General features: G+C 40.1%; 28 protein-coding genes and 2 pseudogenes. 3 read left to right on the top strand and 27 right to left on the bottom strand.

Going from position 1 to position 25285, the window contains the following annotated elements; genetic code table 11:
• Positions 1 to 8: 8 nt before the first annotated feature.
• Both murA and BAU16_RS09645 read right to left on the bottom strand, forming a co-directional pair.
• The gene (murA, locus tag BAU16_RS09650; RefSeq protein WP_048604783.1) at positions 9 to 1307 is read right to left on the bottom strand and encodes a UDP-N-acetylglucosamine 1-carboxyvinyltransferase; all 1299 of its coding nucleotides are present in this window, start codon (positions 1305 to 1307) and stop codon (positions 9 to 11) included.
• A 97-nt stretch (positions 1308 to 1404) separates the two neighbouring features.
• Positions 1405 to 1638 (bottom strand): DUF1146 family protein, encoded by a 234-nt coding sequence (locus BAU16_RS09645; protein ID WP_048604782.1) that lies wholly within the window; start codon positions 1636 to 1638, stop codon positions 1405 to 1407.
• 257 nt (positions 1639 to 1895) lie between these two features.
• Between BAU16_RS09645 and BAU16_RS09640 the strand changes: the two genes are divergently transcribed.
• Positions 1896 to 2540: an HI_0552 family protein gene (locus tag BAU16_RS09640; protein WP_137604984.1), complete on the top strand. Its 645-nt coding sequence runs from the start codon at positions 1896 to 1898 to the stop codon at positions 2538 to 2540.
• A gap of 58 nt (positions 2541 to 2598) precedes the next feature.
• Here BAU16_RS09640 and BAU16_RS09635 read toward each other — a convergent pair whose 3' ends face one another.
• From BAU16_RS09635 to BAU16_RS09565, 15 genes are all read right to left on the bottom strand, one after another.
• Entirely contained in the window at positions 2599 to 3021 is a 423-nt protein-coding gene (locus BAU16_RS09635; protein ID WP_048604780.1) for a F0F1 ATP synthase subunit epsilon, read from the bottom strand.
• Positions 3022 to 3034: 13 nt separating this feature from the next.
• The gene (atpD, locus tag BAU16_RS09630; protein ID WP_137604983.1) at positions 3035 to 4441 is read right to left on the bottom strand and encodes a F0F1 ATP synthase subunit beta; all 1407 of its coding nucleotides are present in this window, start codon (positions 4439 to 4441) and stop codon (positions 3035 to 3037) included.
• 26 nt (positions 4442 to 4467) lie between these two features.
• Positions 4468 to 5370, bottom strand: coding sequence for a F0F1 ATP synthase subunit gamma (locus BAU16_RS09625; RefSeq protein WP_048604778.1), 903 nt, complete (start codon positions 5368 to 5370; stop codon positions 4468 to 4470).
• Between the two features lie 14 nt (positions 5371 to 5384).
• A complete protein-coding gene (atpA, locus tag BAU16_RS09620; RefSeq protein WP_048604777.1) occupies positions 5385 to 6941 on the bottom strand; it encodes a F0F1 ATP synthase subunit alpha in 1557 nt (518 codons plus the stop codon).
• Between the two features lie 21 nt (positions 6942 to 6962).
• Positions 6963 to 7508 (bottom strand): F0F1 ATP synthase subunit delta, encoded by a 546-nt coding sequence (locus BAU16_RS09615; RefSeq protein ID WP_048604776.1) that lies wholly within the window; start codon positions 7506 to 7508, stop codon positions 6963 to 6965.
• A complete protein-coding gene (gene atpF, locus BAU16_RS09610) occupies positions 7495 to 8019 on the bottom strand; it encodes a F0F1 ATP synthase subunit B (RefSeq protein WP_048604775.1) in 525 nt (174 codons plus the stop codon). The genes BAU16_RS09615 and atpF overlap by 14 nt, the downstream gene beginning before the upstream one ends.
• Positions 8020 to 8433: 414 nt before the next feature.
• The gene (atpE, locus tag BAU16_RS09605; RefSeq protein WP_048604774.1) at positions 8434 to 8646 is read right to left on the bottom strand and encodes an ATP synthase F0 subunit C; all 213 of its coding nucleotides are present in this window, start codon (positions 8644 to 8646) and stop codon (positions 8434 to 8436) included.
• Positions 8647 to 8677: 31 nt separating this feature from the next.
• Entirely contained in the window at positions 8678 to 9397 is a 720-nt protein-coding gene (atpB, locus tag BAU16_RS09600; RefSeq protein ID WP_048604773.1) for a F0F1 ATP synthase subunit A, read from the bottom strand.
• A gap of 310 nt (positions 9398 to 9707) precedes the next feature.
• Positions 9708 to 10169 (bottom strand): SsrA-binding protein SmpB, encoded by a 462-nt coding sequence (gene smpB, locus BAU16_RS09595; protein ID WP_048604772.1) that lies wholly within the window; start codon positions 10167 to 10169, stop codon positions 9708 to 9710.
• Between the two features lie 14 nt (positions 10170 to 10183).
• A complete protein-coding gene (gene rnr / locus BAU16_RS09590) occupies positions 10184 to 12508 on the bottom strand; it encodes a ribonuclease R (RefSeq protein ID WP_137604982.1) in 2325 nt (774 codons plus the stop codon).
• Entirely contained in the window at positions 12508 to 13272 is a 765-nt protein-coding gene (locus tag BAU16_RS09585) for an alpha/beta hydrolase (protein WP_048604770.1), read from the bottom strand. Before BAU16_RS09585 ends, rnr begins: the two co-directional genes overlap by 1 nt.
• A 181-nt stretch (positions 13273 to 13453) precedes the next feature.
• Entirely contained in the window at positions 13454 to 13690 is a 237-nt protein-coding gene (gene secG / locus BAU16_RS09580; RefSeq protein ID WP_048604769.1) for a preprotein translocase subunit SecG, read from the bottom strand.
• A gap of 132 nt (positions 13691 to 13822) precedes the next feature.
• Complete coding sequence (locus BAU16_RS09575; protein WP_048604768.1) at positions 13823 to 14098, bottom strand: GNAT family N-acetyltransferase; 276 nt, start codon at positions 14096 to 14098, stop codon at positions 13823 to 13825.
• Positions 14098 to 14370 (bottom strand): (4Fe-4S)-binding protein, encoded by a 273-nt coding sequence (locus tag BAU16_RS09570; protein WP_048604767.1) that lies wholly within the window; start codon positions 14368 to 14370, stop codon positions 14098 to 14100. Before BAU16_RS09570 ends, BAU16_RS09575 begins: the two co-directional genes overlap by 1 nt.
• A 123-nt stretch (positions 14371 to 14493) precedes the next feature.
• Complete coding sequence (locus BAU16_RS09565) at positions 14494 to 15438, bottom strand: alpha/beta hydrolase (protein ID WP_137604981.1); 945 nt, start codon at positions 15436 to 15438, stop codon at positions 14494 to 14496.
• 228 nt (positions 15439 to 15666) lie between these two features.
• Here BAU16_RS09565 and spxB point away from each other — a divergent pair, with 228 nt between their 5' ends.
• The gene (gene spxB, locus BAU16_RS09560) at positions 15667 to 17388 is read left to right on the top strand and encodes a pyruvate oxidase (protein WP_137604980.1); all 1722 of its coding nucleotides are present in this window, start codon (positions 15667 to 15669) and stop codon (positions 17386 to 17388) included.
• Positions 17389 to 17434: 46 nt separating this feature from the next.
• Here the strand turns inward: spxB and BAU16_RS09555 are convergent, their stop codons facing one another.
• The 6 genes and pseudogenes from BAU16_RS09555 to BAU16_RS13810 all read right to left on the bottom strand — a co-directional run bounded on the left by BAU16_RS09555 (position 17435) and on the right by BAU16_RS13810 (position 21632).
• A complete protein-coding gene (locus BAU16_RS09555) occupies positions 17435 to 18367 on the bottom strand; it encodes a siderophore ABC transporter substrate-binding protein (protein WP_161527007.1) in 933 nt (310 codons plus the stop codon).
• A 10-nt stretch (positions 18368 to 18377) separates the two neighbouring features.
• Positions 18378 to 19136 (bottom strand): iron ABC transporter ATP-binding protein, encoded by a 759-nt coding sequence (locus BAU16_RS09550; protein WP_137604978.1) that lies wholly within the window; start codon positions 19134 to 19136, stop codon positions 18378 to 18380.
• Complete coding sequence (locus BAU16_RS09545) at positions 19133 to 20089, bottom strand: iron chelate uptake ABC transporter family permease subunit (RefSeq protein WP_048604763.1); 957 nt, start codon at positions 20087 to 20089, stop codon at positions 19133 to 19135. Before BAU16_RS09545 ends, BAU16_RS09550 begins: the two co-directional genes overlap by 4 nt.
• Positions 20086 to 21030: an ABC transporter permease gene (locus BAU16_RS09540; protein WP_161527006.1), complete on the bottom strand. Its 945-nt coding sequence runs from the start codon at positions 21028 to 21030 to the stop codon at positions 20086 to 20088. The genes BAU16_RS09545 and BAU16_RS09540 overlap by 4 nt, the downstream gene beginning before the upstream one ends.
• Before the next feature lie 256 nt (positions 21031 to 21286).
• A pseudogene (locus tag BAU16_RS13815) lies at positions 21287 to 21403 on the bottom strand (hypothetical protein); the annotation flags it as partial.
• Positions 21396 to 21632 (bottom strand): DUF1694 domain-containing protein, encoded by a 237-nt coding sequence (locus tag BAU16_RS13810; protein ID WP_371851508.1) that lies wholly within the window; start codon positions 21630 to 21632, stop codon positions 21396 to 21398. The pseudogene BAU16_RS13815 and the gene BAU16_RS13810, both read right to left, overlap by 8 nt.
• A 349-nt stretch (positions 21633 to 21981) precedes the next feature.
• Here BAU16_RS13810 and BAU16_RS09525 point away from each other — a divergent pair, with 349 nt between their 5' ends.
• Entirely contained in the window at positions 21982 to 23598 is a 1617-nt protein-coding gene (locus BAU16_RS09525) for a SulP family inorganic anion transporter (protein ID WP_171000786.1), read from the top strand.
• A gap of 78 nt (positions 23599 to 23676) precedes the next feature.
• On the opposite strand, the gene BAU16_RS09520 is transcribed toward BAU16_RS09525, so the two are convergent.
• The 4 genes and pseudogenes from BAU16_RS09520 to BAU16_RS09510 all read right to left on the bottom strand — a co-directional run bounded on the left by BAU16_RS09520 (position 23677) and on the right by BAU16_RS09510 (position 25115).
• Positions 23677 to 24315 (bottom strand): restriction endonuclease, encoded by a 639-nt coding sequence (locus BAU16_RS09520; protein WP_161527005.1) that lies wholly within the window; start codon positions 24313 to 24315, stop codon positions 23677 to 23679.
• Positions 24316 to 24393, bottom strand: a pseudogene (locus tag BAU16_RS13805) (hypothetical protein); the annotation flags it as partial.
• Positions 24394 to 24405: 12 nt separating this feature from the next.
• Entirely contained in the window at positions 24406 to 24576 is a 171-nt protein-coding gene (locus tag BAU16_RS09515; protein WP_161527004.1) for a hypothetical protein, read from the bottom strand.
• Positions 24577 to 24743: 167 nt separating this feature from the next.
• The gene (locus BAU16_RS09510) at positions 24744 to 25115 is read right to left on the bottom strand and encodes a hypothetical protein (RefSeq protein WP_048604759.1); all 372 of its coding nucleotides are present in this window, start codon (positions 25113 to 25115) and stop codon (positions 24744 to 24746) included.
• Between the last annotated feature and the right edge of the window lie 170 nt (positions 25116 to 25285).

Genomic DNA, 25285 nt, shown 5'->3' with positions numbered 1-25285 from the left:
CACTTCCCTTATGCGTTTGTAACTGGAGCTTTGGCAGATGTTCCTTCCACAGCGACCCGTTCCACATTTGCACCTAATTTTTCTAATTTTTCATGGAATTTGTAGTAACCACGATCAAGGTATTTCAAATTACGAACTCGAGTTATTCCTGTTGAACGTAGCCCTAATAAAATCAACGCTGCTGCTGCGCGTAAATCTGTTGCATACACCAATGCGCCTTGCAACGCATGTCCGCCTTCGATTACTGCAATATTTCCATCGATTTTCACATGGGCATTCATTCTACGCATTTCTTCCAGATGTTGGAAACGATTTTCGAAGACTGTTTCTGTCACGATGCTCGTTCCTTCAGCCAACATTTGGATTGCAGTCATTTGTGCCTGCATGTCTGTTGGAAAACCTGGATGCGGCATCGTCTTCACATCAGTAGGTTTGATATGCTTCGGACCGATTACCCGCAAACCTTCTTCTTCCTCAATGATTTGCGCACCCATTTCAGATAATTTCGAAATCAATGGACGGTTGTGTTCAGAGATACCATCTTGAATCAAGATATTTCCTTCCGTCATCGCCGCTGCAACCATGAAGGTCCCTGCTTCAATTCGATCTTGAACGATAGAGTGGGTTACTGAATGAAGATGATCGACACCTTCGATTCGCATTTTTTCTGTCCCTGCACCATATACTCGTGCACCCATTTTATTTAAGATATTAGCCAAGTCAACGATTTCTGGTTCGCGAGCCACGTTTTCAATGACTGTCGTTCCTTTTGCTTTGACAGCTGCCATCATAATATTTTGCGTTGCACCAACACTTGGAAAATCCAAATAAATCATATTTCCAACTAATTCATCAGCAATTGCTTCGATATAACCATCTTTTTGGATAATCTTTGCACCCAACGCCTGGAATCCTTTTAAATGCAAGTCAATCGGACGTTTACCAATGGCACATCCTCCTGGCATTGCAACCTTCGCATGACCATTACGAGCCAACAATGGCCCCATAACTACGATAGAGGCCCGCATTTGACTAACCAGTTCATAAGGAGCTTCTACACTTAATGACCGTGAAGCATCAACAGTCACTCGATTTTTTTCTTCATCAAAAAAAACATCCGCATTTAGGTGATGAATAACTTCATTCATCGTTAAAACATCGGATAAAATAGGGACATTATCTAAAGTTGTAACGCCTTCTTCAGCCAGCAACGTTGCAGCCAAAATCGGCAAAACGGCATTTTTCGCACCTTCGATTTTTACTGTTCCTCGTAGTTGATTCCCGCCTTGAACAATAATTTCTTCCATTAAAATTCCCTCCAGAATATGCTCTGAGCGAATTATTTCACTCAAAATCTTTTTTATTATACCACAATTACCAACGAAAAGGACCCTTTTTAATCGATTACTGAATCATCAAAAAGAGATTTCTGACTAACGCCATCAGCTCCAAAAAAAAGGAACTTGCGCCATACCCAAGTGCAATAGCGATAAACACAAGGACCATCCGAATTTGTGTGGTATACAGCGGTTTAAAAAATGTCTCGATCCGCAATGAACGTAAAGACCAAAAAGCGAGATAAATAAATGCGAGATGACTAACGATTCGAACGATTGCATCGATTCCATAAACTTGCATTTTCTGTCTCCTTTTTCAAAAAATTTACGATAGATAAATAATAACATAAAATACGAATTAAAAAAAATACTTTTCACTTTTTCAGTCTTTAAACGGTTTTTTAAAAGTCTTTTTTGAAGAAAAACCCGAGATTCCGCGTTTTATTCAAAAAAAAAGCTTTCTAATTATTGGAATCTATCATTTTTTTATAATCTTTTCCCTCCTAGAGTAAAAATTGTTATAATAAAAAGGCACCTAAAGTGAAAGGAACTGAGTTTATGGAATTGACAAATCAAGATTTTCAGTTATTTGATCGTGAAACTTTTGCTTTCAAACAATTGAAACTTACCTATACAGAAGCTGAGATTGAACAGCTGAAAAATGAGTATAAAACAGTCTGGGATAAATGGAAGGCGGTTAACTTGGCCAGTAAGGAATTACTGACTGTCGAATTGGGAAAACCAAAAATCGAAAGTTGGACGAATGGTTGGAATTTGCGGAATCATTTCTGGTGTGCATTACGTGGCGCCGATCGACTCAAACAAGCCCCTTGTCTTGCTGTTCTTTTGAATAAAAAGAACCTGCAAATCTATTTAATGTATCAGCATTATAAGAGTGATGAAAAGCAACTCTCAAAAAAACGCTACAATCAGCTTTTAGAGGAATTAACTGATTGGAGTAAAACGATTGATGAAACAACTTATTTTATTTGGTCCAATGAAGAGTCTGAATTAAACGATCATCTTCCCTTAGCCGATTACCTTGCTTCGACACAGCGGCAACAAGAATTTACCCAAGGATTGGAAGTATCTACTTTCCAACTAGGTGTGCAACTTCCCGCTGGTGAAATCAAAAACGTCGAACAGAAAATTGCAACCTATTTAACAGAGTTGTACCCTCTTTACCAAAAATTAGTCGATTAGAATCGCAAAAAGCCTACTCACGAAAGGAAATCCCTTAGTGAGTAGGCTTTTTTAGAAATCAGCCGTGTTTTGAAACATTGATCCGATTGATTGCGCGGTGCAATGCGACTGTCGCCCGTCGTAATTGGTCGACATCTTCAACTTGCTTGGCTTCTTCAATCAGTTTTTCTGCACGTTGTTTTGCTCGTTCAGCACGAGGTACATCAATGTCCCGTTCTCGTTCGGCACTATCAGCAATAATGGAAACGATATTGTCTCGAACTTCCATAATGCCGCCATTCACTGCAATCCAGTCCACGTGCGTATCAGAATCTGTTCGCTTGACACGAACTTCATCGATTTTCAAAGGCACGATGATTGGTGCGTGTTTTGCCATGATCCCAATCTCACCGTTAGAGGTATTCGCCACAACGATTTTTGCATGGTGATCATAAACGAGTCCAGCCGGAGTTACCACATTAACTGTCAAATAGTTATCCATGGGGCACCCCTTTCTAGTAACCTAATTTCTTAGCTTTTTCAGCCGCTTCTTCGATTCGTCCTACATTTCGGAAGGCTTCTTCTGGAAGATCATCATATTTACCATCTAAAATAGCTTTAAATCCTTTGATTGTATCGGCAACCGGAACATAAGAGCCCGGTAATCCGGTAAATTCTTCAGCCACATGGAAGTTTTGTGAAAGGAAGAATTGAATTCTCCGCGCACGAGCAACCAATGTTTTTTCTTCATCGGATAATTCGTCCATCCCTAAAATAGCGATGATGTCTTGTAATTCACGATAGCGTTGCAGTACGTGCTGTACTTCTGTCGCTACTTGATAGTGCAATTCCCCAACAATTTCCGGAGCCAAAGCACCTGAAGAAGATGCCAATGGATCAACCGCAGGATAAATCCCGATTTCAGTTAATTTACGTTCCAAGTTGGTTGTTGCATCCAAATGGGCAAAAGCCGTTGCCGGTGCAGGGTCCGTATAGTCATCGGCAGGAACATAAATTGCTTGAATGGATGTAATGGAACCTTTTTTCGTTGAAGTAATCCGTTCTTGCAGTTGCCCCATTTCAGTTGCCAGCGTTGGTTGATACCCAACGGCAGATGGCATCCGACCTAGCAATGCAGAAACTTCTGAACCAGCTTGAGTAAAACGGAAAATATTATCAATAAAGAGCAGCACATCTTGGCCTTCTACATCACGGAAATATTCCGCAATCGTCAAGCCGGTCAACGCAACCCGCATCCGGGCACCAGGTGGCTCATTCATTTGTCCGAACACCATGGCGGTTTTTTCGATAACGCCGGATTCTTTCATTTCAAAGTAAAGGTCATTTCCTTCACGAGTTCGTTCCCCAACACCGGTAAACACGGAGATACCACCATGTTCTTGTGCGATATTGTGGATTAATTCTTGGATCAAAACGGTTTTACCAACACCAGCACCACCGAACAAACCAACTTTCCCACCTTTTAGATAAGGAGCAAGTAAATCAATGACCTTGATTCCTGTTTCTAAAATTTCGGTACTTGTGCTTAATTCGTCAAAATCTGGCGCTTTTTTGTGGATTCCGCTGCGTTTTGCATCTTCAGGAAACGGTTCTTCCAAATCGATCGTATTTCCTAAAACATTGAATACACGACCTAGAGTTTCTTTCCCAACTGGTACAGAAATCGAACTACCTGTGTCGATGACTTCCGTTCCCCGTTGCAAGCCGTCTGTCGATTCCATAGCGATAGTTCGGATGACACCATCGCCAAGTTCCAAGGCAGCTTCTAAAACGACTTTTGTTTTTTTTTCGTCATTCTTGTAAACAACTAATGCGTTGTTAATATCTGGTAAGGATTGATCTAACGAGAATTCCACGTCAACAACGGGACCGATTACTTGAACAATCTTGCCTGAACTCATTTGTTTTCCTCCATTCATTCTCGAAATTATTCTAGTGCGGAGGCACCGCCGACAATTTCGGTAATTTCTTGGGTAATTGCCCCTTGACGTGCGCGATTATAAGAAATCGTCAAATCATCAATAATATTTTTTGCATTATCTGTTGCTGTTTTCATTGCGGTCATTCCAGCAGCATGTTCTGCAGTTTTTGCATCAACGATCGCCCCATAGATCAAACTTTCCGCATATTGTGGAAGTAACTGGTCTAAGATGTCCTCTTTCGAAGGTTCAAACATATATTCTTGCTCATAGGTTTGTGCTTCTTCTGGATCTAAATCAGTGATGGGCAGCATTTTTTCTACCCGAAACTGACTGGTCAATGAGTTGATGTGGTGATTGTAACAAACATACAATTCATCAAAAACTTCATTTTGATACATTGTTGTTGCCATTGTCACGATTTTACGTACTTCTTCAAAGCTAGGCTGATCCGAAAGATTCCGCAATTCATAAGCAAGATTGACGCCTCGCGTTTTGAAAAAATCTGCACCTGTTCCGCCAATTGCAATCATGACATACTCATCTGGAGATTTATGGTCATCTGCCAGCATCGTCATCATTTGTTTCAAGATCGAGCTGTTATAACCGCCTACTAATCCTCCATCGGATGTAATCACGATATAACCAGTCTTTTGAACCGGACGACTGATCAGCATGCTGTTGAAATCAAGACCTTCTTTATTCGTTTCCTTATTGATGTCAGTGATTTGACTGGCAGTTAAATGGGTTACGACTTCCCGGACTTTTGAAGCATACACCTGAAATTGCTTCGAGTGAGCTTCTGATTTCGTCAATTTTGCAGCAGAGACCATTTGCATGGCGTTGGTGATTTGACTGGTCTTCTTAGTAGAAGCAATGCGTTGCTTGATTTCATTTAGAGAAGCACCCATGTTTATTCACCTCTTTACGAATGTTCGATTGTTGACATTTTTTCCTGTGCAGAAGAGGTATTCGCATTTGATGCCATAAAGATTTCTTTTGCTTCTTTGATGGCTGCATCGATGGTTTCTTCTGCTGGTAAATCTTTGGTTTCACGAATCGTTTCGAAAATATTTGGATGGTTGGCATCTAAATATTCAAAAAGTGATTCTTCAAAATCCAAAATACTTCCCACTGGAATACTGTCAATAAATCCATGTGTCAGTGCATACAAAATGATGACTTGTTTTTCAACAGCAAGTGGTGCATGCAATTTTTGTTTTAAAATTTCTACTGTTCGACGTCCACGATTTAATTTGGCTTGCGTTGCAGCATCCAAATCAGAACCAAACTGTGTGAAGGCTTCTAGTTCACGATAGCTGGCTAAGTCCAAACGCAATGTACCGGCAACTTTTTTCATTGCTTTGATTTGCGCGGAACCTCCTACACGTGAAACGGACAATCCAGCATCTACGGCAGGTCGAACACCTGAATAGAACAAATCACTTTCTAAGAAAATTTGTCCATCTGTAATAGAAATTACGTTGGTTGGAATATAGGCAGAAATGTCTCCTGCTTGTGTTTCAACAAATGGCAAGGCAGTCATTGAACCACCGCCTAATTCATCACTCAATTTTGCAGCACGTTCCAATAGACGAGAATGCAGATAGAAAACATCCCCTGGATATGCTTCACGACCTGGTGGCCGACGTAACAGCAACGAAAGTTCACGATAAGCGACCGCTTGTTTTGACAAGTCATCAAAGACAATTAAGACATGCTTGCCGTTATACATAAATTCTTCACCCATTGCAGTACCTGCATATGGAGCGATATAAAGTAATGGTGCTGGTTGAGATGCCCCGGCAGCGACCACGATCGTATAATCCATTGCACCAAATTTGCGCAAGGTTTCAACTTGTGCCCGAACCGTTGAATCCTTTTGACCGATTGCAACATAAATACAAATCATATTTTGACCTTTTTGGTTGATGATTGTATCTACAGCAATCGACGTTTTCCCGGTTTTCCGGTCACCAATGACTAACTCCCGTTGTCCACGACCGATTGGTACAAGGGCATCAATGGCTTTCAGCCCAGTTTGCATTGGTTCAGAAACGGATTTCCGTTGCATAACGCCTGGTGCTGAAGCTTCCACTGGACGTGATTTGTCCGTATTGATTGCTCCTAATCCATCAATAGGTTGTCCTAATGGATTAACGACTCGTCCAATCATCGCTTCCCCAACAGGAACTTCCATGATTTTTCCAGTTCGTTTTACTTTATCACCTTCACGAATGGTTTCAAAATCTCCAAGGATAATGATCCCGACATCGTTTGTTTCTAAGTTTTGTGCCATGCCGTAAGAACCGTTTGAGAATTCAAGCAGTTCTCCACTCATGGCATTTTCAAGACCGTGAGCCCGAGCAATACCGTCTCCGACATAGGTCACGGTACCGATTTCTTCAACTGTTAATTCGCTTTGAAAATTTTTGATTTGTTCTTTGATCAAGGCACTGATTTCTTCAGCTTTGATGGCCATTCGATTCACCTCTTTACATATCTATTGTTTGCGTAATTGGGTGCGCAAACCTTCCAAACGGTTTCTGATGCTGCCATCAATGACTTGATGGTTTGCCTCAACGATCACACCGCCGATTATTTCTGGATCAACACGCTCCGTCAACTCCGCTTTTTCATAACCAAGACGCTGAGCGATTTTCACCGCTACTTGCGCTTTTTGCTTCTCAGTTAATTTTACGGCAGTCGTGATGGTTCCTGAGATCACATTTTTTGCTTCGTTATACCGACGCTCATATTCATCGATAATCAAGATAAGATCATCCATGCGATTGTAGCGGTAAACGACTTCGAGAAAATTCTTAACGATCCCATTGTATTCTTGAAGGATTTGCTCCATGATCGTACGTTTACTAGTTAAATCCAAACGGACATCACTCAGAATATTACCCAGATCCGGAATTTCTTGAAAAACATTGCGTAACGATACAAGTTCTTGATAAACAGTTTCTGACTGCTGTTCTTCGACCGCCAGTTCAAACAGCGCTCTGCCATAACGTTTACCAACTGTGAATTTATCTAGTTTCATTAGATGATCCTAGACTTTCAATGTATTGATTGATTAAAGATTCATGCATTTCAGGAGAAAGCTCTTTGTTTAATATTTTTTCAGCTATTTGCAAAGAAAGCGTCGTAACGTCGTCTTTCACCGCATTTAAAGCTGTTTCTTTTTCCAAAGAGATATCGGATTTTGCCTTTTCTTTTAGGCGGATCACTTCGTCTTTGGTTTCATTTAAAATATTTTGACGGCTCAATTCTCCACTATCTTTCGCGTTTTTGATGATTTCAGCGGCTTCTGAACGAGAACTCATCAATTGTGTCTGACGCTTCTCTTCAAGTTTAGCAGCATTAATCCGCGATTCTTCTGCTGAATCTAAATCATTGGCGATCTTATCTTCTCTTTTTTTCATTAAATCGGCTATTGCACTCCAAGCGAAGTGTTTCAACAGCGCGAGTAAAATAACGAAAGCTCCACTTACAGTGATTATATTACCAAGCATTGTATTTTGGACTTCCGCAAGTACCAGCTGATTTAGCATAAGCGTATCTCCTTGTTCATATTCAGGTAGGAAATTTTTTCAAATTTCTTTCCATTTTCACGCCGTATATAATTCCACTAGATCTCTTAAAAAAAGTGGAACTGACATCCTTGTTCATATTCAGGTAGGAAATTTTTTCAAATTTCTTTCCATTTTCACGCCGTATATCATTCCACTAGACCTCTTAAAAAAAGTGGAACTGACATCCTTGTTCATATTCAGGTAGGAAATTTTTTCAAAATCCCTTCCACATTCCAGACGCCCTATCTCATTCCATTAAACATCATGGAAAAAGGGGAACTGACATCCTGTTCATACTTTCAGTGAAAATTGTTTTTCTTCAAAATTGTCTGTCTCAAGAATCATGCAAAAAAGCAGAACACGGATATCAAACAGTTCTGCCTCTCTTCTTAATTAACGGAAGACTAGAAGTAAAGCAACAACCACACCTAGAATAGGAACAGCTTCGACTAGCGCTACACCGATAAACATAGTTGAACGTAATTGTGTTGCCATTTCTGGTTGGCGTGCCATAGATTCAATCGTTTTAGAAATAACTTTTCCGTTACCATAACCTGCCCCGATTGCTGCTCCGACGATTGCGATACTTGCTGCGATAAAATTCATAATTTTTTTCCTCCTAATTGTAAGTCCTAGTTTATTCTTCTGCCTCAATCTTATGGCTCATAAATACCATAGATAAAGTGACGAACACGTATGCCTGAATGGCACCAATAAATAATGAGAAACCGATCCAAATCATTTCAAGAGGGATAACGAAAGGTAAAGAAATCCATCCGACTTGGTTCATCATACTTGCGATCAGGCCTAATAAAACCTCACCCGCAAAAATATTACCATAGAGACGCAATCCTAATGTGATTACGTTTGTGAATTCTTCGATAATTTTGATAGGCAGTAAAAAACTGACCGGCTTAAAATAAGAATTCGTAATATACCCTTTTAATCCAAATTTCTTTACCCCAAAGTAATGCGTTAAAGAGATCATTATCAATGCAAGAGTAAGTGTTACAAATGGATCAGCAGTTGGGCTTTTCCAAAAAGTGATCTCATCACGAGTCACGATTTTTGTCACAAGTCCAATTTCATTGGCAACAAAAACAAACAGGAACATAGTCAATGAAAGCAAGTGAAAGTTGTTGACTTCATTTCCGGGTAAGTTATCAGAAAGAATCCCGCGGACAAAGTCGATCACCCATTCAATAAAATTCTGTTTGCCTTTTGGTTTGAGCTGCAGATTTCTCGTACAGGCAAAAACTAAGACGAATACGATAATACACGTGATTGCTACCATCAAGGTCACCGTACCGTCAAACCAAATTGGACCAATATGAAACATTAGTGATTTGTCTTCCAATATTTCTCACCTCTTTTCCCACAAGTTCCAGAGACTTCTGGTTAATAATTGCTGTAATGCCAGTAGGTTGATAACCAATCGGTATCATACCACCACCACTGAAAAATTTCAAAACATTTTCAGCAAAAATTAGACAAATTTGCTCATTTGAATAATAGCATTTTCAAATAGGTATAATAAGAAAAGATAATGTATCCTCTTTCCTGAAATTGGAAGTTGATATACAAGTATCTTCTGAGTAAATGCTATCAAAAATCATCAACTTTAGAAAGCAATAACCATCAGATTTGAAAAAAACATTATAAGAATTCTATGAGAAATTTTTGAGGGCACGTTTGATCTGTCTTTCTTGATCTTTTCGTTTCAGCGTTTCCCGCTTGTCATATTGTTTCTTCCCTTTTGCTAACCCAATCAAAACTTTGGCATACCCGTCTTTGATATACACCTTCAAGGGAACGATCGTCATACCGTTGCTTTGTGTTTCTCCCACTAGCCGGGCAATCTGCTTTTTGTGAAGCAATAATTTCCGTGTGCGTAGTGGATCATGATTAAAAATATTCCCCTGTTCATAAGGGCTGATATGCACATTTGATAAAAAAGCTTCTCCATTACGGATCCGAACGAAACCGTCTTTTAAATTGATTCGGCTATTACGAATCGATTTGATTTCCGTTCCCTGCAAAACGATTCCGGCTTCCATCGTATCAACGATGGTATAGTCATGGCGTGCTTTTTTATTTTGCGCAATCAATTTTCCTTCACCTTTTGGCATAGGTCCACCTCCAGTTATTTACCTTTTTTCTTGATGCCTTTATAAAATGGCTTCTTCTTTTTCTTTCCTTTGATACTTCCTTTTGCGCCGCCACGGTTCTTATTATAAGAGCGTTCTTTTTTCTCATCACTGCCTACTTTACGCCGTTTTGGTTTTTTACGGGCTTGCTGAATTGGTTCGACTTCTTCAGCGGACAACAACTCAAAATCGATTTCCCGTGTTTCCGGATCAGCTTTCACGACTTTGACTCGTACTTTTTGACCAATTTTAAAGGTCAATCCCGTTCGTTCTCCTACCAAGGCCAAATGATTTTCAATAAAGTGGAAGTAATCCTGCTTCAGTGCATTGATATGAATCATACCCTCAATAGTATTTGGCAGCTCGATAAAAATACCAAATTTCACGACGGAACTAATGATTCCATCGTACTCTTCATCAATATGATCCGCCATGAATTCGGCTTTTTTCATACTGTCAACTTCACGTTCCGCCTCAACTGCCCGACGCTCCATTTGAGAACTATGCACAGCAATATCCGGCAATTTTTCTGCCCATTGTTGCTGATTTTCTTCTGAGGAATCCTCTGTATAGGAACGAATCAAGCGATGAACAATCAAATCTGGGTATCGGCGAATTGGGGAAGTAAAATGCGTATAATATTCCGCCGCCAATCCGTAGTGCCCGTAATTTTCTTCGGAGTATTTGGCTTGTTGCATGCTCCGCAATAGCATGGTATTGATCACCGGTGATTCCGGCTTATCTGCGACATCTTCCACTACCTTTTGCAGATCCTTAGGTGTGATTGACCCTTTGGACTGTTTGACGACTAAACCGACTGCAGCGGCAAAATCGAAAAAGCGACGCAATTTGTCTTCTTTTGGTTCTTCGTGAATACGATAAATAAAGGGAAATTTTTGTTTGGAAAAATGTTGCGCCACTGTTTCGTTGGCTGCCAGCATAAAGGATTCAATCATCCGCTCTCCAATACCTCGTTCACGAAGAAGGATATCTAAAGGATGCCCTTTCTCATCAACCAAAACTTTTGCTTCACGATCTTCAAATGAGACAGCTCCGCGATTGGTCCGCATTGTCTCTAAAATCTGATGCAATTCTGCCATTGTTTCAAACATTGTTGTTAATTTTGCGTAGCGGGTTCGAGTTTCTTCTTTTCCTGCAAGAATCTCATTAACTGCCGTATAGGTCATCCGTTCTGCTGTTTGAATGATACTTTGGAAAATATCATAGGAAACGATTTTTCCGGCAGCATCAATCTCCATCTCACAGCTCATTGTCAGCCGAGGAACATGAGGATTCAACGAACAGATGCCATTAGAAAGCCGTTGCGGCAACATAGGGATTACACGGTCCGTCAGATAGACACTGGTTCCCCGTTCGAATGCTTCGCCATCCAACTTGCTGTCAGGAGTCACATAATAAGAAACATCCGCAATATGGACGCCTAGAAAATAATTGCCGTTTTCTAATTTGCGCACCGTAACCGCATCATCCAGATCCTTTGCATCTTCACCATCAATGGTAACGATTTGTTGATTCCGCAAATCTCGACGTTCTGGAAAATCAGCTGGATCAATTTGATCGGCGACTTGATCAGCTTCTGTCAAAACTTCTTCCGGAAATTGAGTAGGGATTCCATTGGCTACAACGATAGACAAGATATCCATTCCAGGATCATTTTTGTGTCCGATTACTCGTTTGACGATACCTTCTAAACTAGTAGCATACCCTTTTTCCGGATAATGAGAAATCTCCACAATCACAATGTTGCCGTCTACAGGGCGGACGCCTTCTGCTGCAACGTACACACTTAAGTGACTGATTTTTTTATCCTTGGGAACTACTACCCCATACAAATCGGTTTCCTTGATTTCATCTTCTGGAAACAGGGTAAATTCACCAACGACTTGTGTCATACTCCGTCGTCGAATCTCCACGACTTTTCCTTCCGCTCCCCGATCTCCAAAAGGATCTGATGGCTTCATGATATCAATTGCGACAGTATCCCCATCCATTGCGTAACCCGTTGCTTCTTTAGGAATATAAATATCCTCTTCCTCTGGATCGACCGTTACAAAGCCAAAGCCTCGTTCATTTCCTCGGAAAATCCCTTCGACTAAAATTTGTTTCTGCGGTAATTTGATTTTTCCCTTTTTAGTAAATACGAGAGTTTTTTCTCTTTCCATTTGGGCAATTGTCTGCACTAAGGCTTTAAAATCTTCCCCTTTTTGTAACTGCAGTCCTTCAGCGATTTCTTCAGCTGAAAAACTTTTTTTACTGTTTTCTTCAATAAACAGCAAAATTTTTTCTTTAATATTCTTCACTAATTTCCCTCATTCCAAGCGAGTGCTTCGATAAAGTCCAGTACATCTCGCTCAAAGTTTTTATGTACGGGATCGACAGTGATTACATGTCCACTGTTAGGGTACCATTTCAAGGTCAATTTGGTTTGCAGGAGTTGCTGAGCGGTTTGAAAGACCGTTTTCGGATCAATCATCTCGTCTTTCCCCCCCTGTGCCAAGAAAACCGGGCTATTCGTATTGACCAACTGACTTCCTGTTTGCTCACCAAATGCTTCGATGGTAGTTAATTGCTGTGCTACACCAGATTTTATTGTTGCCAGTTTGTCTGCCAATTGCGCTTCTGTAAGCTGACTATACTTGTACACTTGCTGTGCATAAGTCACAAAACTTTCCGGTACCGTATTGTTTGTTTTTAAGACTGGCGAACAAAACGCCCCACCACCAATAATTGCACGATCTTTTGTCGTCAATGCCTGCATCGCAAAAATTCCGCCCATAGATAAACCGAACACAGCAATTTGCTGATGCCCTTTCTCCTTTAAAAACGCAAGAGCTTCTAGTACATTTTCCCACCAGATCTCCGGTGATTCTTGTAAAATATCTAGCGGTTCCAGCGTACCATGTCCTTTAAACATCGGTGAATAGACCGTATACTCGTGTTTTTCTAAGAAGCGATGCAGCATCCGCACATCATTTGGGCTGCCTGAATACGCATGCAGCAGTAAAACTGCTCGTGGCCCTTTTTCACTAAAAAGTGTTTTTGGTAAATTTTGTTTTACTCCCATTTGTTCCACCTCGCAACCCCAATTTTACCATACTTTTGCTAAAGCACTCAGCTTCTCGCATTTAAGGATTTTTTTGCATAAAAAAAGTGAAGCACAAGTCAATCGTTCTGTTGATTTGTGCTTCACCTATTGGTTTTATTCTCAGAAATGAACCTCTTGCTCATCCTGACTTCTTCTCTGATTAATGAGAAGATAGATACACTAATACAAAAAGTAAAATCAACCATACAGCACCCATGATTGCTGTTGAGCGTTGCATCACGGCTTCAAATCCCCGTGCTTTTTGCTTGCCAAACAACTGATCTGCACCGCCGGTAAAAGCACTTGCTGCGCTATTTTGTTTGCTTGGTTGCATCATGATCGCAATGACCATTAGAATAGATAAAACAATTACTACTCCGACAATTAAATTATACACAAAACTGTCCTCCTCAATTTTAGAAGTCATCCTTTATAAGATAGCATACTCTTGCTTTTTTTTCCATAGAAAGATGTCTTTCAAAAAAGCCTGTTGACAAGGATCAACAGACTCACTACATGTTTTTATCGTTTATTTTCGCAAAACATCCTGATACTCGCTTTTTTCGGAGAATTCTTTTTTGGCAAACGGACACAGCGGTATGATTTTCAGACCATCGCGACGTGCTTTATCGACACCACTGCGAACTAATTTTTCCGCCAGTTTTTGCCCGCGATAGGTTGGATCAACAAAGGTGTGATCGATGATCATGATTTCTTCTCCTGCATCTGCCCAGGTCATTTCACCGATTTCTTCCCCTTCGTCATTGTACAAAGCAAACCGATTTTTTTCTTCTTTGATTTCCATTACTTTTCGTCCCTTCGAATATATTTGAGCGCTCCTGTTGGACAGGTATTAATAACCTGAACCGCATGATCTGCAATCCCATTATCCGGAATGATCCACGGACGGCGGCCTACTTCAAATATTTCTGGATTTCCACGAACACAATTTCCTACGTGGGCACAAATCTCTTTATTGTAATAGATATCTACGGTTTCGCCAGAGTATTTGCGATACCCTTCTGCTAATAACGTCTCTTCTGTTACTTCAACCGAGCCGATTTTATTTCCCTCCATCACCCAGCGCCTCCTCACTTTTGCCTACATTTTAACAGTAACTTTCAAAAGTGACAACTAATTGTTCCAAGGACAGTTGCTAGAACAATTAAATCGATGGATAGCGATTATTTCGCTGTCTTATCAAGAGATTTCTAAATAATCAGCGATAAAATCTTCGATGGTTTGCCAGTATTCTTCCGGATACAATTCTTTTGCTTGTAAATGACCTGCGTTATCAAAAATCTTCAAGATTTTTTCTCCCGCGGTGGCCTCCATCAAGGTTGCGGTTTCTTTTACCGGTACAAACTGATCTGTTGCCCCTTGTAAAAATAAAACCGGCAAATGATTGCTACCCAATTGTCGCGTTACAGATGCTTGTCGCAAGGAATAACCGGCTATTTTTTTGGCATAGCTGTTGGCAAGAACCATGAAACGCTTCACGGGATATTTGGTCAAGCGTTGCAGCATCCAATAAAATTCGCTGTAAACAGAAGTATAACTGCTGTCGGCAATCAACCCTTTCACATTTCCCGGCAGCTTTTCTCCGCTAGCCATCAAAACCGCTGCAGCTCCCATAGAACCGCCATGCAGTAAAATGTCCGCCTCCGGTTCTTTGGTCAAAACTTGCTGAATCCATTCAATCAAATCCAAACGATCCAGCCAACCTAACCCAATGATTTCTCCTTGACTTTGACCGTGAGCACGCAAATCCGGTACTAACACGCTATACCCTTTCTGATAATAATAAGCGGCAACATCCGACATATCTTGAAAGCCATTGCTGCGATACCCATGAACACAGATTACCCAAGTTTTCGACGGTTGTACAAAAGCCTTGGCTTTCAATTCCAGATCATCAGCTGTTGTGCAACGCCATGTTTTTCCCAAGAGCCAAAACGCCTCCTCTTGCGGAGTAAACTCTCCAGCTTGCCAGTCTGGATTCAATAAGTGATGCCCTTCTTCTAAATACCACTGATTTTGCCGTTGAAGAACAGCATCTGTAAAAAAACGTGCCCAATGACGCAAATAAAATCTTGCCGCCACAAACAGCACGAGAATTAGTCCAACAATAATAAGTACTATCATCCACATGATCCTTCATCCCTTCGCCTTTCTATTTCAGTTTAGCATTTTCTTTCAAGTTCCGGCAATTAATCCTGTGAATGTTTGAAATAAGTTAATTTTTTTGAAATACGATATACTTGTAATAAGAACGTTTCCAAAAAGTCTACTTACTTTGAGTAAGAATGTTTGAACAAACGATTTTTTAGGATTACAATGGCACCATAAAAATCATGAAAGAAGTGATCATTTATGTCAAAAATCAATGCAAGTGTCGCAATGGTCAAAGTTATGGCAGATTGGGGAATCGATCATATTTATGGTATTCCTGGAGGCTCCTTTAACTCAACGATGGACGCACTTTATGAAGAACGCCAAGCAGTGAAATATATCCAAGTTCGCCATGAAGAAGCCGGCGCTCTCGCTGCTGCGGCAGATGCAAAATTAACCGGCAAAATCGGGGCAGTATTTGGTTCAGCTGGTCCCGGTGCAACGCATTTGATCAACGGTCTGTATGACGCTCAAATGGACAGCGTTCCTGTTTTAGCATTATTAGGACAAGTTCCTTCGACTTCAATGAACTACAATGCGTTTCAAGAACTAAATGAAAATCCAATGTTTGCAGATGTCAGCATTTATAACCGAACCGTGATGACACCGGAAAGTCTGCCTCATGTTATTGACGAAGCCATCAAAGCTGCCTATGAACAAAAAGGTGTCGCTGTCGTAACTATTCCTGTGGATTATGGTTTTGCAGCCATCGAGGATACCTTTGTTTCTACTGCCCATACGCATCAAACAGGTCTGCCAATGCCAACAGAAGAACAACTAGCAAAAGTTCTGCCTTTGATCAAGGAAGCGAAACAACCCGTGCTTTATATTGGACAAGGCTTACGGGGACATTTCGAAACCGTCAAAAATTTCTCTGAACACTTTAGTATGCCGGTAGCCTCCGCAGTTTTAGGAAAAGGAATCGTACCAGAATCCTATGAAAACTTTTTAGGTTTTGCGGCTCGGGTAGCGACAAAACCCGCTAATGAAGCGTTGGCAGTCGCGGACTTGATTTTATTCGTCGGTAGTAATTTTCCCTTCGGTACTTATTTCTTTAATCCTGAAGCAAAATTCGTACAAATTGATATCGACGGATCAAAATTTGGTCGCCGTCATCCAGTAGATGTTGCAGTTTTAGGTGATGCCGCTACGGCACTTGAGCACTTGATTGCAAACGGTGACCCGCGTCCGGCGGATCATTGGCTGCACGCCAATCAGGAAAATATTAAAAACTGGCATCAATGGCGTCATAGTTTTTACGACGACGATCGTGCTCCTTTACGTCCAGAACCAGTTTTCAAAGAAATCAATCGAATCGCTGAAGAAGATGCAGTTTTCGTTGTCGATGTCGGCAATGTTACCTTAAGTTCTGTGCGTCATTTGGAAATGAATGGCAAACAAGCCTTTACGACTTCTGGCTGGTTCGCTACGATGGGTTATGGTGTTCCTGGCGGAATCGCAGCCCAATTAAGCTATCCTGATCGCCAAGTCTTTACAATCTCCGGTGATGGCGGATTTGCAATGAACATGCAAGACATAATCACTCAAGTAAAATACAATTTGCCTATCATCAACATCGTTTTGACGAACGATTCATTAGGTTTCATTGAAGCCGAACAAGAGGACACAAATAAAGCCTATTTTGGCGTACTTTTACAAGATGCTGACTTTGGTAAAGTCGGTGAAGCATTAGGTGCAAAAGGCTTTACAATTACTTCTTACGATCAACTAGCACCTGCTTTTGAAGCAGCGAAAAATTCTGATCGTCCTGTCGTTATCGACGTGAAAATCGCCGATGATCGTCCATTGCCTGTTGAAGCACTGGAATTAGATCCCGAAAAATTCAGTTCCGAAGAAATCAAAAAATTCCAAGAACGCTATGAAGTGACCGACATGCCAAGTTTGACAGAGTTGCTTCACTAAAAGAGAAAAAAAGTCTATGCGATTCAAGCTCGCATAGACTTTTTGTTTACTCAAAAACTTGATTGACATCCTCCAACATAATTTCAAGAGACTCTAACCCGCTGCCTGACAGATACCAAACTTGGGGATCAAGATTGATCACCTTTCCATTTTTACCGGCATTCGTTTGTTGCACCAGTTGGTTTTCAACAAGCTGACTTTCACTCGTATCTCCACCGATTGCTTTGGTGCGGTCGATCACAAAAAGAATATCAGGATTTTTTTCCAACAGGTATTCATAGGAAACACTTTGTCCATGGGTAGAGGCTTCGATGTTATCATCTGCTGTTGGAAACCCGAATGTATCGTGAATAATACCAAATCGTGAACCCATTCCATAAGCAGATAAACTGCCTTCATTTACTAAAACAATTAAGGCTTTCTCCTCAGTTGCTTCTGCCTGTTCTTTTGTTTTTGTAATTTTTTGTGAAAGTTCAGTGATTTTTTCTTCTACCAGTTCTTTTTTATCAAAAATTTCTCCGATTATTAAAATATTATTCTGGATTGACTGCCAAGTATCCGTTGCATCTACACTTAAAAATAGCGTAGGGGCGATGGCGGACAATTCCTTTTCAAAATCCTTCTGGCGACCGGAAATGATGATTAGATCCGGTTGCATCTGATTGATTTTTTCCAAGTCTGGTTCTTTGATTCCACCAGCAGAATCCACTGTTTGATAGGCTTCTAAATAATCCGGCATGTTCGTTGTCGCCGCACCGATGATTCGATCTCCTACACCCAAAGCATCCATCGTATCAATAGCACTATTGTCAAAAACAACTACTTTTTTTGGGTTCAGGGGAATAGTGGTCTCTCCTTCGGCAGCCGTCACTGTTATTTCTGCTGGTTTGGCGGCGACACTTTCTTTTGCTCCCTGACTCCCGCAAGCAGTCAAAGCAAAGGCGGCTGCGATTAAACTTCCTACTATCATTTTTTTCATTTTTTTCCTCCTATTGAAAGTACATGCAAAAGCGTTTCCCTTCGATTTCATAAATTTTTATTTTCATTCCGTAAAGCCGATTAATGATTTCCGGCTGAATGATTTCCGTGGTTGGCCCTGAGGCAAAAAGTTTTCCTTCCTTCAATGCCACAATATGATCGGCAAATCCGGCAGCAAAATTGATGTCATGTAAAACGATTACTACGGTTTTCTTTTCCTTTTGAACCAAATCTTTCAGTAAATGCATCATTTGGTTGGCGTGATTCAGATCCAAATTATTCAGCGGTTCATCCAATAAAATATACTCAGTATCCTGAGCCAAAATCATCGCAATGTACACCCGTTGAAGTTGTCCGCCAGATAGCGTATGGATTGATTGTTCTGCCATTTCCTGCAAAGACATTTGCTGGATGGCCTGTTGAATAATCTGCTGATCATTTTTGGTCAGTTTTCCTCGACTATAAGGATATCGTCCAAATGCCACCAGTTCTCGAACCGTGATATTCAGCTGAATGCCATTGCTCTGCTTTAGAATTGCCAACTTTTTTGCCAACTCTTTTGATCGCCAAGTTCGCAATTCTCCATGATCCAAATAAATTTCTCCACTTGATTGTGGTTGGATACGACTGACAAGGGAAAGAAAGGTACTTTTTCCAGCACCATTTGGACCGATGAATGCCACCAGTTGCTCTTGAGGAATTTCTAAATCAATCTCCTGCAAGACCATTTTTCCCTGATATTTTTTTGAAAGTCCTTCTGTTGAAATCATCCACGTTTCCTCTCTGACAAAATTTTTCCGATAAAGAAAATTCCACCGATAAATTGAATGATGGTACTAATAGTCGTTGTCCATTGAAATACTTGCTCCACCAAAAATTGTCCGCCAATCAAGAGAATGCTGCCAATCAGAAAACCTCCAATAAAAAGCTGGCGATGATGAAACGTTTGAAAAACTTGATAGCTGAGGGTAGCAACAATAAAACCAAGAAAAATGGTGGGGCCAACTAATGCAGTGGCCGTTCCGGTCATTACAGCGACCCCCAACAAGCACCACTTTTGAAAGGCCGCCAAAGAAATTCCCAGATTCACGGCATGATCTCTTCCCAAGTGCAGAACATCTAGTTCAGGCGAGACCAGCCAAAAAAACAGACTACAGCCAAAAATCAAAACTGCTGCCATGAGCAAATGTTGACTAGGAACATTGCTGAAGCTGGCAAAAAGGCGTCCCTGCAGCAAATCGTATTCATTCGGGTCCATAATCACTTGTAAAAAGCTGCTGATACTGGAAAAAAAAGTTCCCGCAATCATTCCCACCATTAATAATAAAAACAATTCCCCTGAATGCTTGTCCATAAAAAAACCAATAAATAAAACACTGAGCACTGCCATAATTCCGATGTTCACTAAAAACAAGCTCGTCGTTTCCTGACTTAACATTGTGACACCGCCTACAAAAAAGAACAACAACGTTTGAATCATGACATAAAGGTTGTCCAGTCCCAAAATCCCTGGGGTCAAAAATTGATTTCTCGTTAGTGTCTGAAAAACAATGGTACTAATCGAAGAAACCACAGCCACTAATAAAAAAGCGGTAATCTTTTTTCCCCGTAAACGCAGGGCAAACGCCCAATTTCCATAAGTCTGGTAGGTCAGATAAAATAAAATCAACACTAACAGAATCAGAAACAACCACACCATTTTATTTTTCAACCAGCGGTTCATTTACGTTTCCTCCAAAGCAATAAGAATATGAATAATCCACCACCTAGAACTCCCACCATGACACTTACTGGAACTTCATAAGGCGGGATAATGATTCGCGCTAAAATATCACAGAATACAAGAAAAATACTACCCGTGATGGCTGTCATACCTAACGTGCTTTTTAAATGATCTCCATAGAATAGGGAAACCAGATTCGGAACCACCACACCAAGAAATGGAATATTTCCCACCATGATTAAAACAGCGCTGCTCCCTAAAGCAACCAAAGCAAAAATTCCCCATTGCAACACTTGGTAATTCATTCCTAAATTTTTTGCCGTTGTTTCTCCCAAACCTGCAATCGTTATCTGGTATCCAAAATAATAAAGAAGAAGGAAAACCGGAATCGTCACATACAACAACTCATAACTCCCCTGCATGACAGTGGAAAAATTTCCCTGCATCCAGGAAGAAACGTTTTGCACCAATTGAAATTGATAGGCAAAAAAAGTAGCAATCGAACCAATGATATTGCCAAACATTACTCCTGTCAGAGGGAGAATCATTTGATCGCCTTTCGGCAGCCAACGCCGCAATCCCAGAAATAATAAAACGCCGGCGTAAGCAAAAAGAAAAGCCACCGAAGAACGAAGCAAAATAGAATGATTGGGTAAAAAGAGCATCACCAATAGAATTCCCAAACGGGCGCTATCCATCATACCAATCGTATTTGCTGATACAAAACGATTTTGCATCATATGTTGCATGATCATTCCACATACCCCTAATGTTCCTCCCGCTAACACCAAACTAATGGTACGAGGTATGCGTGTTTGCATAAGCAAAAACCATTCTATTTCATTTCCTGCAAGAATATCTGCGAACGTCACTTCATGGACACCGATAAACAGTGAAACGAAAAACAATACCACCAAAACGAGAAAACTGATTTTTTTCATAGTCACTGCCTTTTCTTTTTTAATTGAGAATGATTATCACTCTCGTCACCTTAGTTTATGTTAAAAAAACAAATAATTCAACAGGATTTTGAATTAAAATTGATAAATTTGCTAATAATAGCCATTAACAGTTTCTCTTTCATAAGATGCGCCCAATTATAATAACTAGCCATCATCTTTTTGACACAAAAAAAGCTTCTCTTTTTTCTGATAACAGTAAAAGGAGAAGCTTTTAGATTCATTCACTCAAAAATAATTATTTGTTTTTCAAGTTGTAGAAAGATTTCAAACCTTTGTATTCTGCAACGTCACCCAATTGGCCTTCGATACGTAATAATTGATTGTATTTTGCAATACGGTCAGTACTACCTGTGATTTTTTTCTTCTATATACTCTCTTATACTCCCTTCTGATTCGGCAGTTGCATCATTGACAATCGTAAAATCAGCGGCATTTTTTGAAGCCAGACCACTAAAAACACGTTGCAGTTCTTCAGAGACTGCACCATTGATCAATAATTTCCCATCAGGATGTTGCTTGATCTCTTCGACCAAATTCTGTTGATCTTGTTTATTACGCATCTCTCCTACGGTCATACTCACACAGCAACGCTCCCGAAATGTTCCCAAGTATTTTCTCTGCTCCTCTGGATTGATTCGTGGCGAGAACCATAACGTCCTTTATCTAAGTACTGCTGCACTTCATCTTTTGCCAATCTATTCACTTCCTTATAAATAAGTTTTTTCTTTAAAATCAGTATGTCAAAAAGGAAAAAAACTTACTGACACTTTGCCAAGCTAACAAGAAATCCCTTTCACAGAAAAACTATCCAAAAACCATTGTACTTTTATTTGGATTATCTTATAGTTGAAGATGGTTTAAAAAAAATTTTTATCAAAAGCCCGTCAATAAACGGGCTTTTGTCGTATTTTCAAAAAGGAGTGTTTTACAATCAAGCGTTATAAAAATTTGTTACAACAAGAGTTTCACCATTATTCAAAGGACAAACTGCAAAAAGATCTATTGGCTGGATTGACGGTCGCTGCTGTCGCATTGCCGTTAGCGTTAGCCTTTGGTGTTTCCAGCGGCGCAGATGCTGCAGCTGGAATGATCACAGCTATCATTGCTGGTGTTGTGATTGGCAGTTTGTCTGGAGGATTTTATCAAATCTCTGGTCCGACTGGTGCCATGGCCGCCATTTTGATGGGGATCATCGCCGCACAAGGGCTCGCAGGCGTATTAGTCGCCACCTTCATTGCTGGAATCCTGTTATTGCTTGCAGGCTTATTCAAACTAGGTACACTTACTTCCTTTATTCCTTCGCCGGTTATCACAGGCTTTACTTCAGGAATCGCCATTATTATCGCACTAGGACAAATCGATAACTTTTTAGGTACGACCTCTGTCGGCGAGACAGCTATCGCAAAATTGCTGAGTTATAAAACAGATTTTACACCGCATTTACCTACTTTATTATTAGGACTGATCATCTTATTCATATTGATCTTTTATCCCAAAAAATGGAACCAAGTTTTACCAGCTTCCCTTGCAGCAATTATTCTAGCGACTATCGCTGCCTTCATTTTTAAATTACCCGTAGCAAAAGTGGGCAAGATCCCCACCTCATTGCTGACAAATGAACGACTGAATCTTGCTGCAATCGATCTTCCCTTAATCAAGCAATTATTTTTTCCCGCAGTCAGTATCGCGATGTTAGGAATGATTGAAAGTCTGCTCTGCGGTGCTTCAGCCGGACGAATGACCGGAAAAGATCTTGACAGCAACCAAGAATTAATTGCTCAAGGAATCGGCAATATTATTTTGCCTTTTTTTGGCGGGATTCCCGCAACGGCAGCAATTGCACGAACTAGCGTAGCTATCAAATCAGGTGCCCAAACACGATTGGCTGGAATTTTTCACGCACTCTTCTTATTTCTATCCATGATTATTTTTGCTCCAGTTATGTCACAGATTCCGATGGCCGCACTTGCCAGCGTCTTGCTTATCACAAGCTGGCGGATGCATGAATGGTCCACGATCAAAACGATGATTCTCCAAAAAAATCGAACCGCGCTGTTGCTGTTTTCTGTTACGATGTTGAGTACGATCATTTTTGATTTAAGTATCGCGATTGTTATCGGCATTATTTTCAGCTGCATTTTCTTTATCGCTAAAAGTGCAAAAATCTCGATCATCACAGAAGAGATCGATTGGCAAAGAATTAATTTGCCACCTTCTACTGTCGGTTCTGATTGGGCGGTTATCTATATTACTGGACCATTATTCTTCATGTCTACCAATCAATTAAAACAAGAACTCGATCAAGTCGTAGATAAAGAAGGCCTCATCTTTTCACTTCGCGGTGTACCTAGTATCGACTTGACCGCGTTAGATACTTTTGCTGATTACTTTTCAATCGCCGCGTTGCACGATCAAAAATTAGTCTTTACTTCGATGCAGCCAGAAGTAGAAAAACAATTCCAACAACTTTGGCAAAAAAATACGGATCGTCCTATCCAACATCCAACCGTTGCTCATGCACTTCATGCATTGCATCAAGAATATTAGATCCTAAGAGCTTGGGACATAAGTCCCAAGCTCTTTTTTGATATATTCTCTTACGTTATCAGCTGCGGTCAAATCGAATTACTCATCCTCAGTAAAGAAATCCGAATCAATTGCATGTGCTTCAATAATTTGCTTAACGTCTACCCCGACTTTATGGCGAATCATTTCTTTGGCTAATTTCTCCCCATCAATTAGTATAATCTTCGCTAATTTTAAATGATTACCGTATTCTCTTGCTTCAGAAGAGAATTTAGCGGTTATAATAAATACGCCTTGGTTCAGACCTTCGTAACGATCATCCATTGCACCTTTAACCTTTTGGATTTCAGGACGTCCAACTGTCCTTGTAGGATTCCAACGTTTTGCTTGAACATAAATATTATGAAAGCCTAATGGATCTTCATTGATGATCCCATCAATACCGCCATCACCACTTTTGACTGTCAATAAACTACCGTCTCCATATCCCTTTGCATTGAGCAGCTTCAGCACAATTTTTTCGAAATAAAAGGGAGAGTTTTCAAGAATTTTCGCAAGAATATCTTCTCTGAGTTCTGCATCAATTAACGCTACTTTGCTGATAATTGCTTCTTCAGGAGTTTCCTCATCGTTGCTTGGATCTTCTGTATCAGCATTTCCACGCGACTTATTCTTAAATTTTCTAAAGGATTCAAACTGCATTAACTTCTTATTATCAACAAAATCCTCTTTCAGCAAATTATAACCCACATCAGTAATGCGATAAATTCCACGACTAGGGATTACAACAGCTCCCGCCTGTTTTAAATAAGATAACGACCAGCCTAATCAATTATTGAACTGAATGATTCCCGATTCAAGTCGAAAATTTATTTGTTCTTGAGTTAAGTTCAATACATTTGCAACTTCTATTCTAATTTCTTTGACAACTTTTGGTGATCCATCAGCTAATACTTGTAAAGTATATGGATACAATTCTTCGTATGTCGGTAAATTCACTACTATCTACTCCTCCAAAACGATAACAAACCATAACTTCTGCTTTCTTACAAAACAATATAAGTAAATCACGGTTCAAAAACATCGATGTTTTGACGTTTTTGAATCCTGGTGGCTATAACTATCTTTACTGGGAAGCCTATATTTACCACATTGAACAGATCAATTTATGAAATTCTATTCAACATATGTCCTTCAAATAATATTATTTTTTCTATTTTTTTTGCCTTAAATGTTTCAAATTCGTAATAGATTGTAAAATAATTTTCTTTATTTTTATTGGTTAATAACGCTAAGAAGAAGGCTTGCTTTCCATGCGAAACAGATGCAATAGAAGTTACAGTCTCTGCTTCCATGCTCCATTGTTCTAGATCTGCTAAATTTTTGATTTCCTTTCCATCGGGCAGGACTATGGACAGGTGACTTGTTGAGTCTAATTGTAATTCCGTTAGATTCTTTGTTAACAGATTAATTGAATACGTTTCAATAAATTTATTCTTTGGCGAATTATTACAATTACTATTAGTAATAATTTTCAAATTTTTTCCTCCATTCTGCTTTTGTTACCTACATAGTATCATATTTCAATTTTATGGCTACCTACCGACCTTTTATACTTATCAATACTCAATAGCCCCCCCTCATTTTGACACAAAAAAACCTGCGAGAATTTCTTCTCACAGGCTTTTGGCTCTTTGTCAAATAGTGT

The organism is Enterococcus sp. JM9B (assembly GCF_009933265.1).
Taxonomy (GTDB): domain Bacteria; phylum Bacillota; class Bacilli; order Lactobacillales; family Enterococcaceae; genus Enterococcus_C; species Enterococcus_C songbeiensis.
This window is presented reverse-complemented; position numbering and strand designations above follow the sequence as displayed.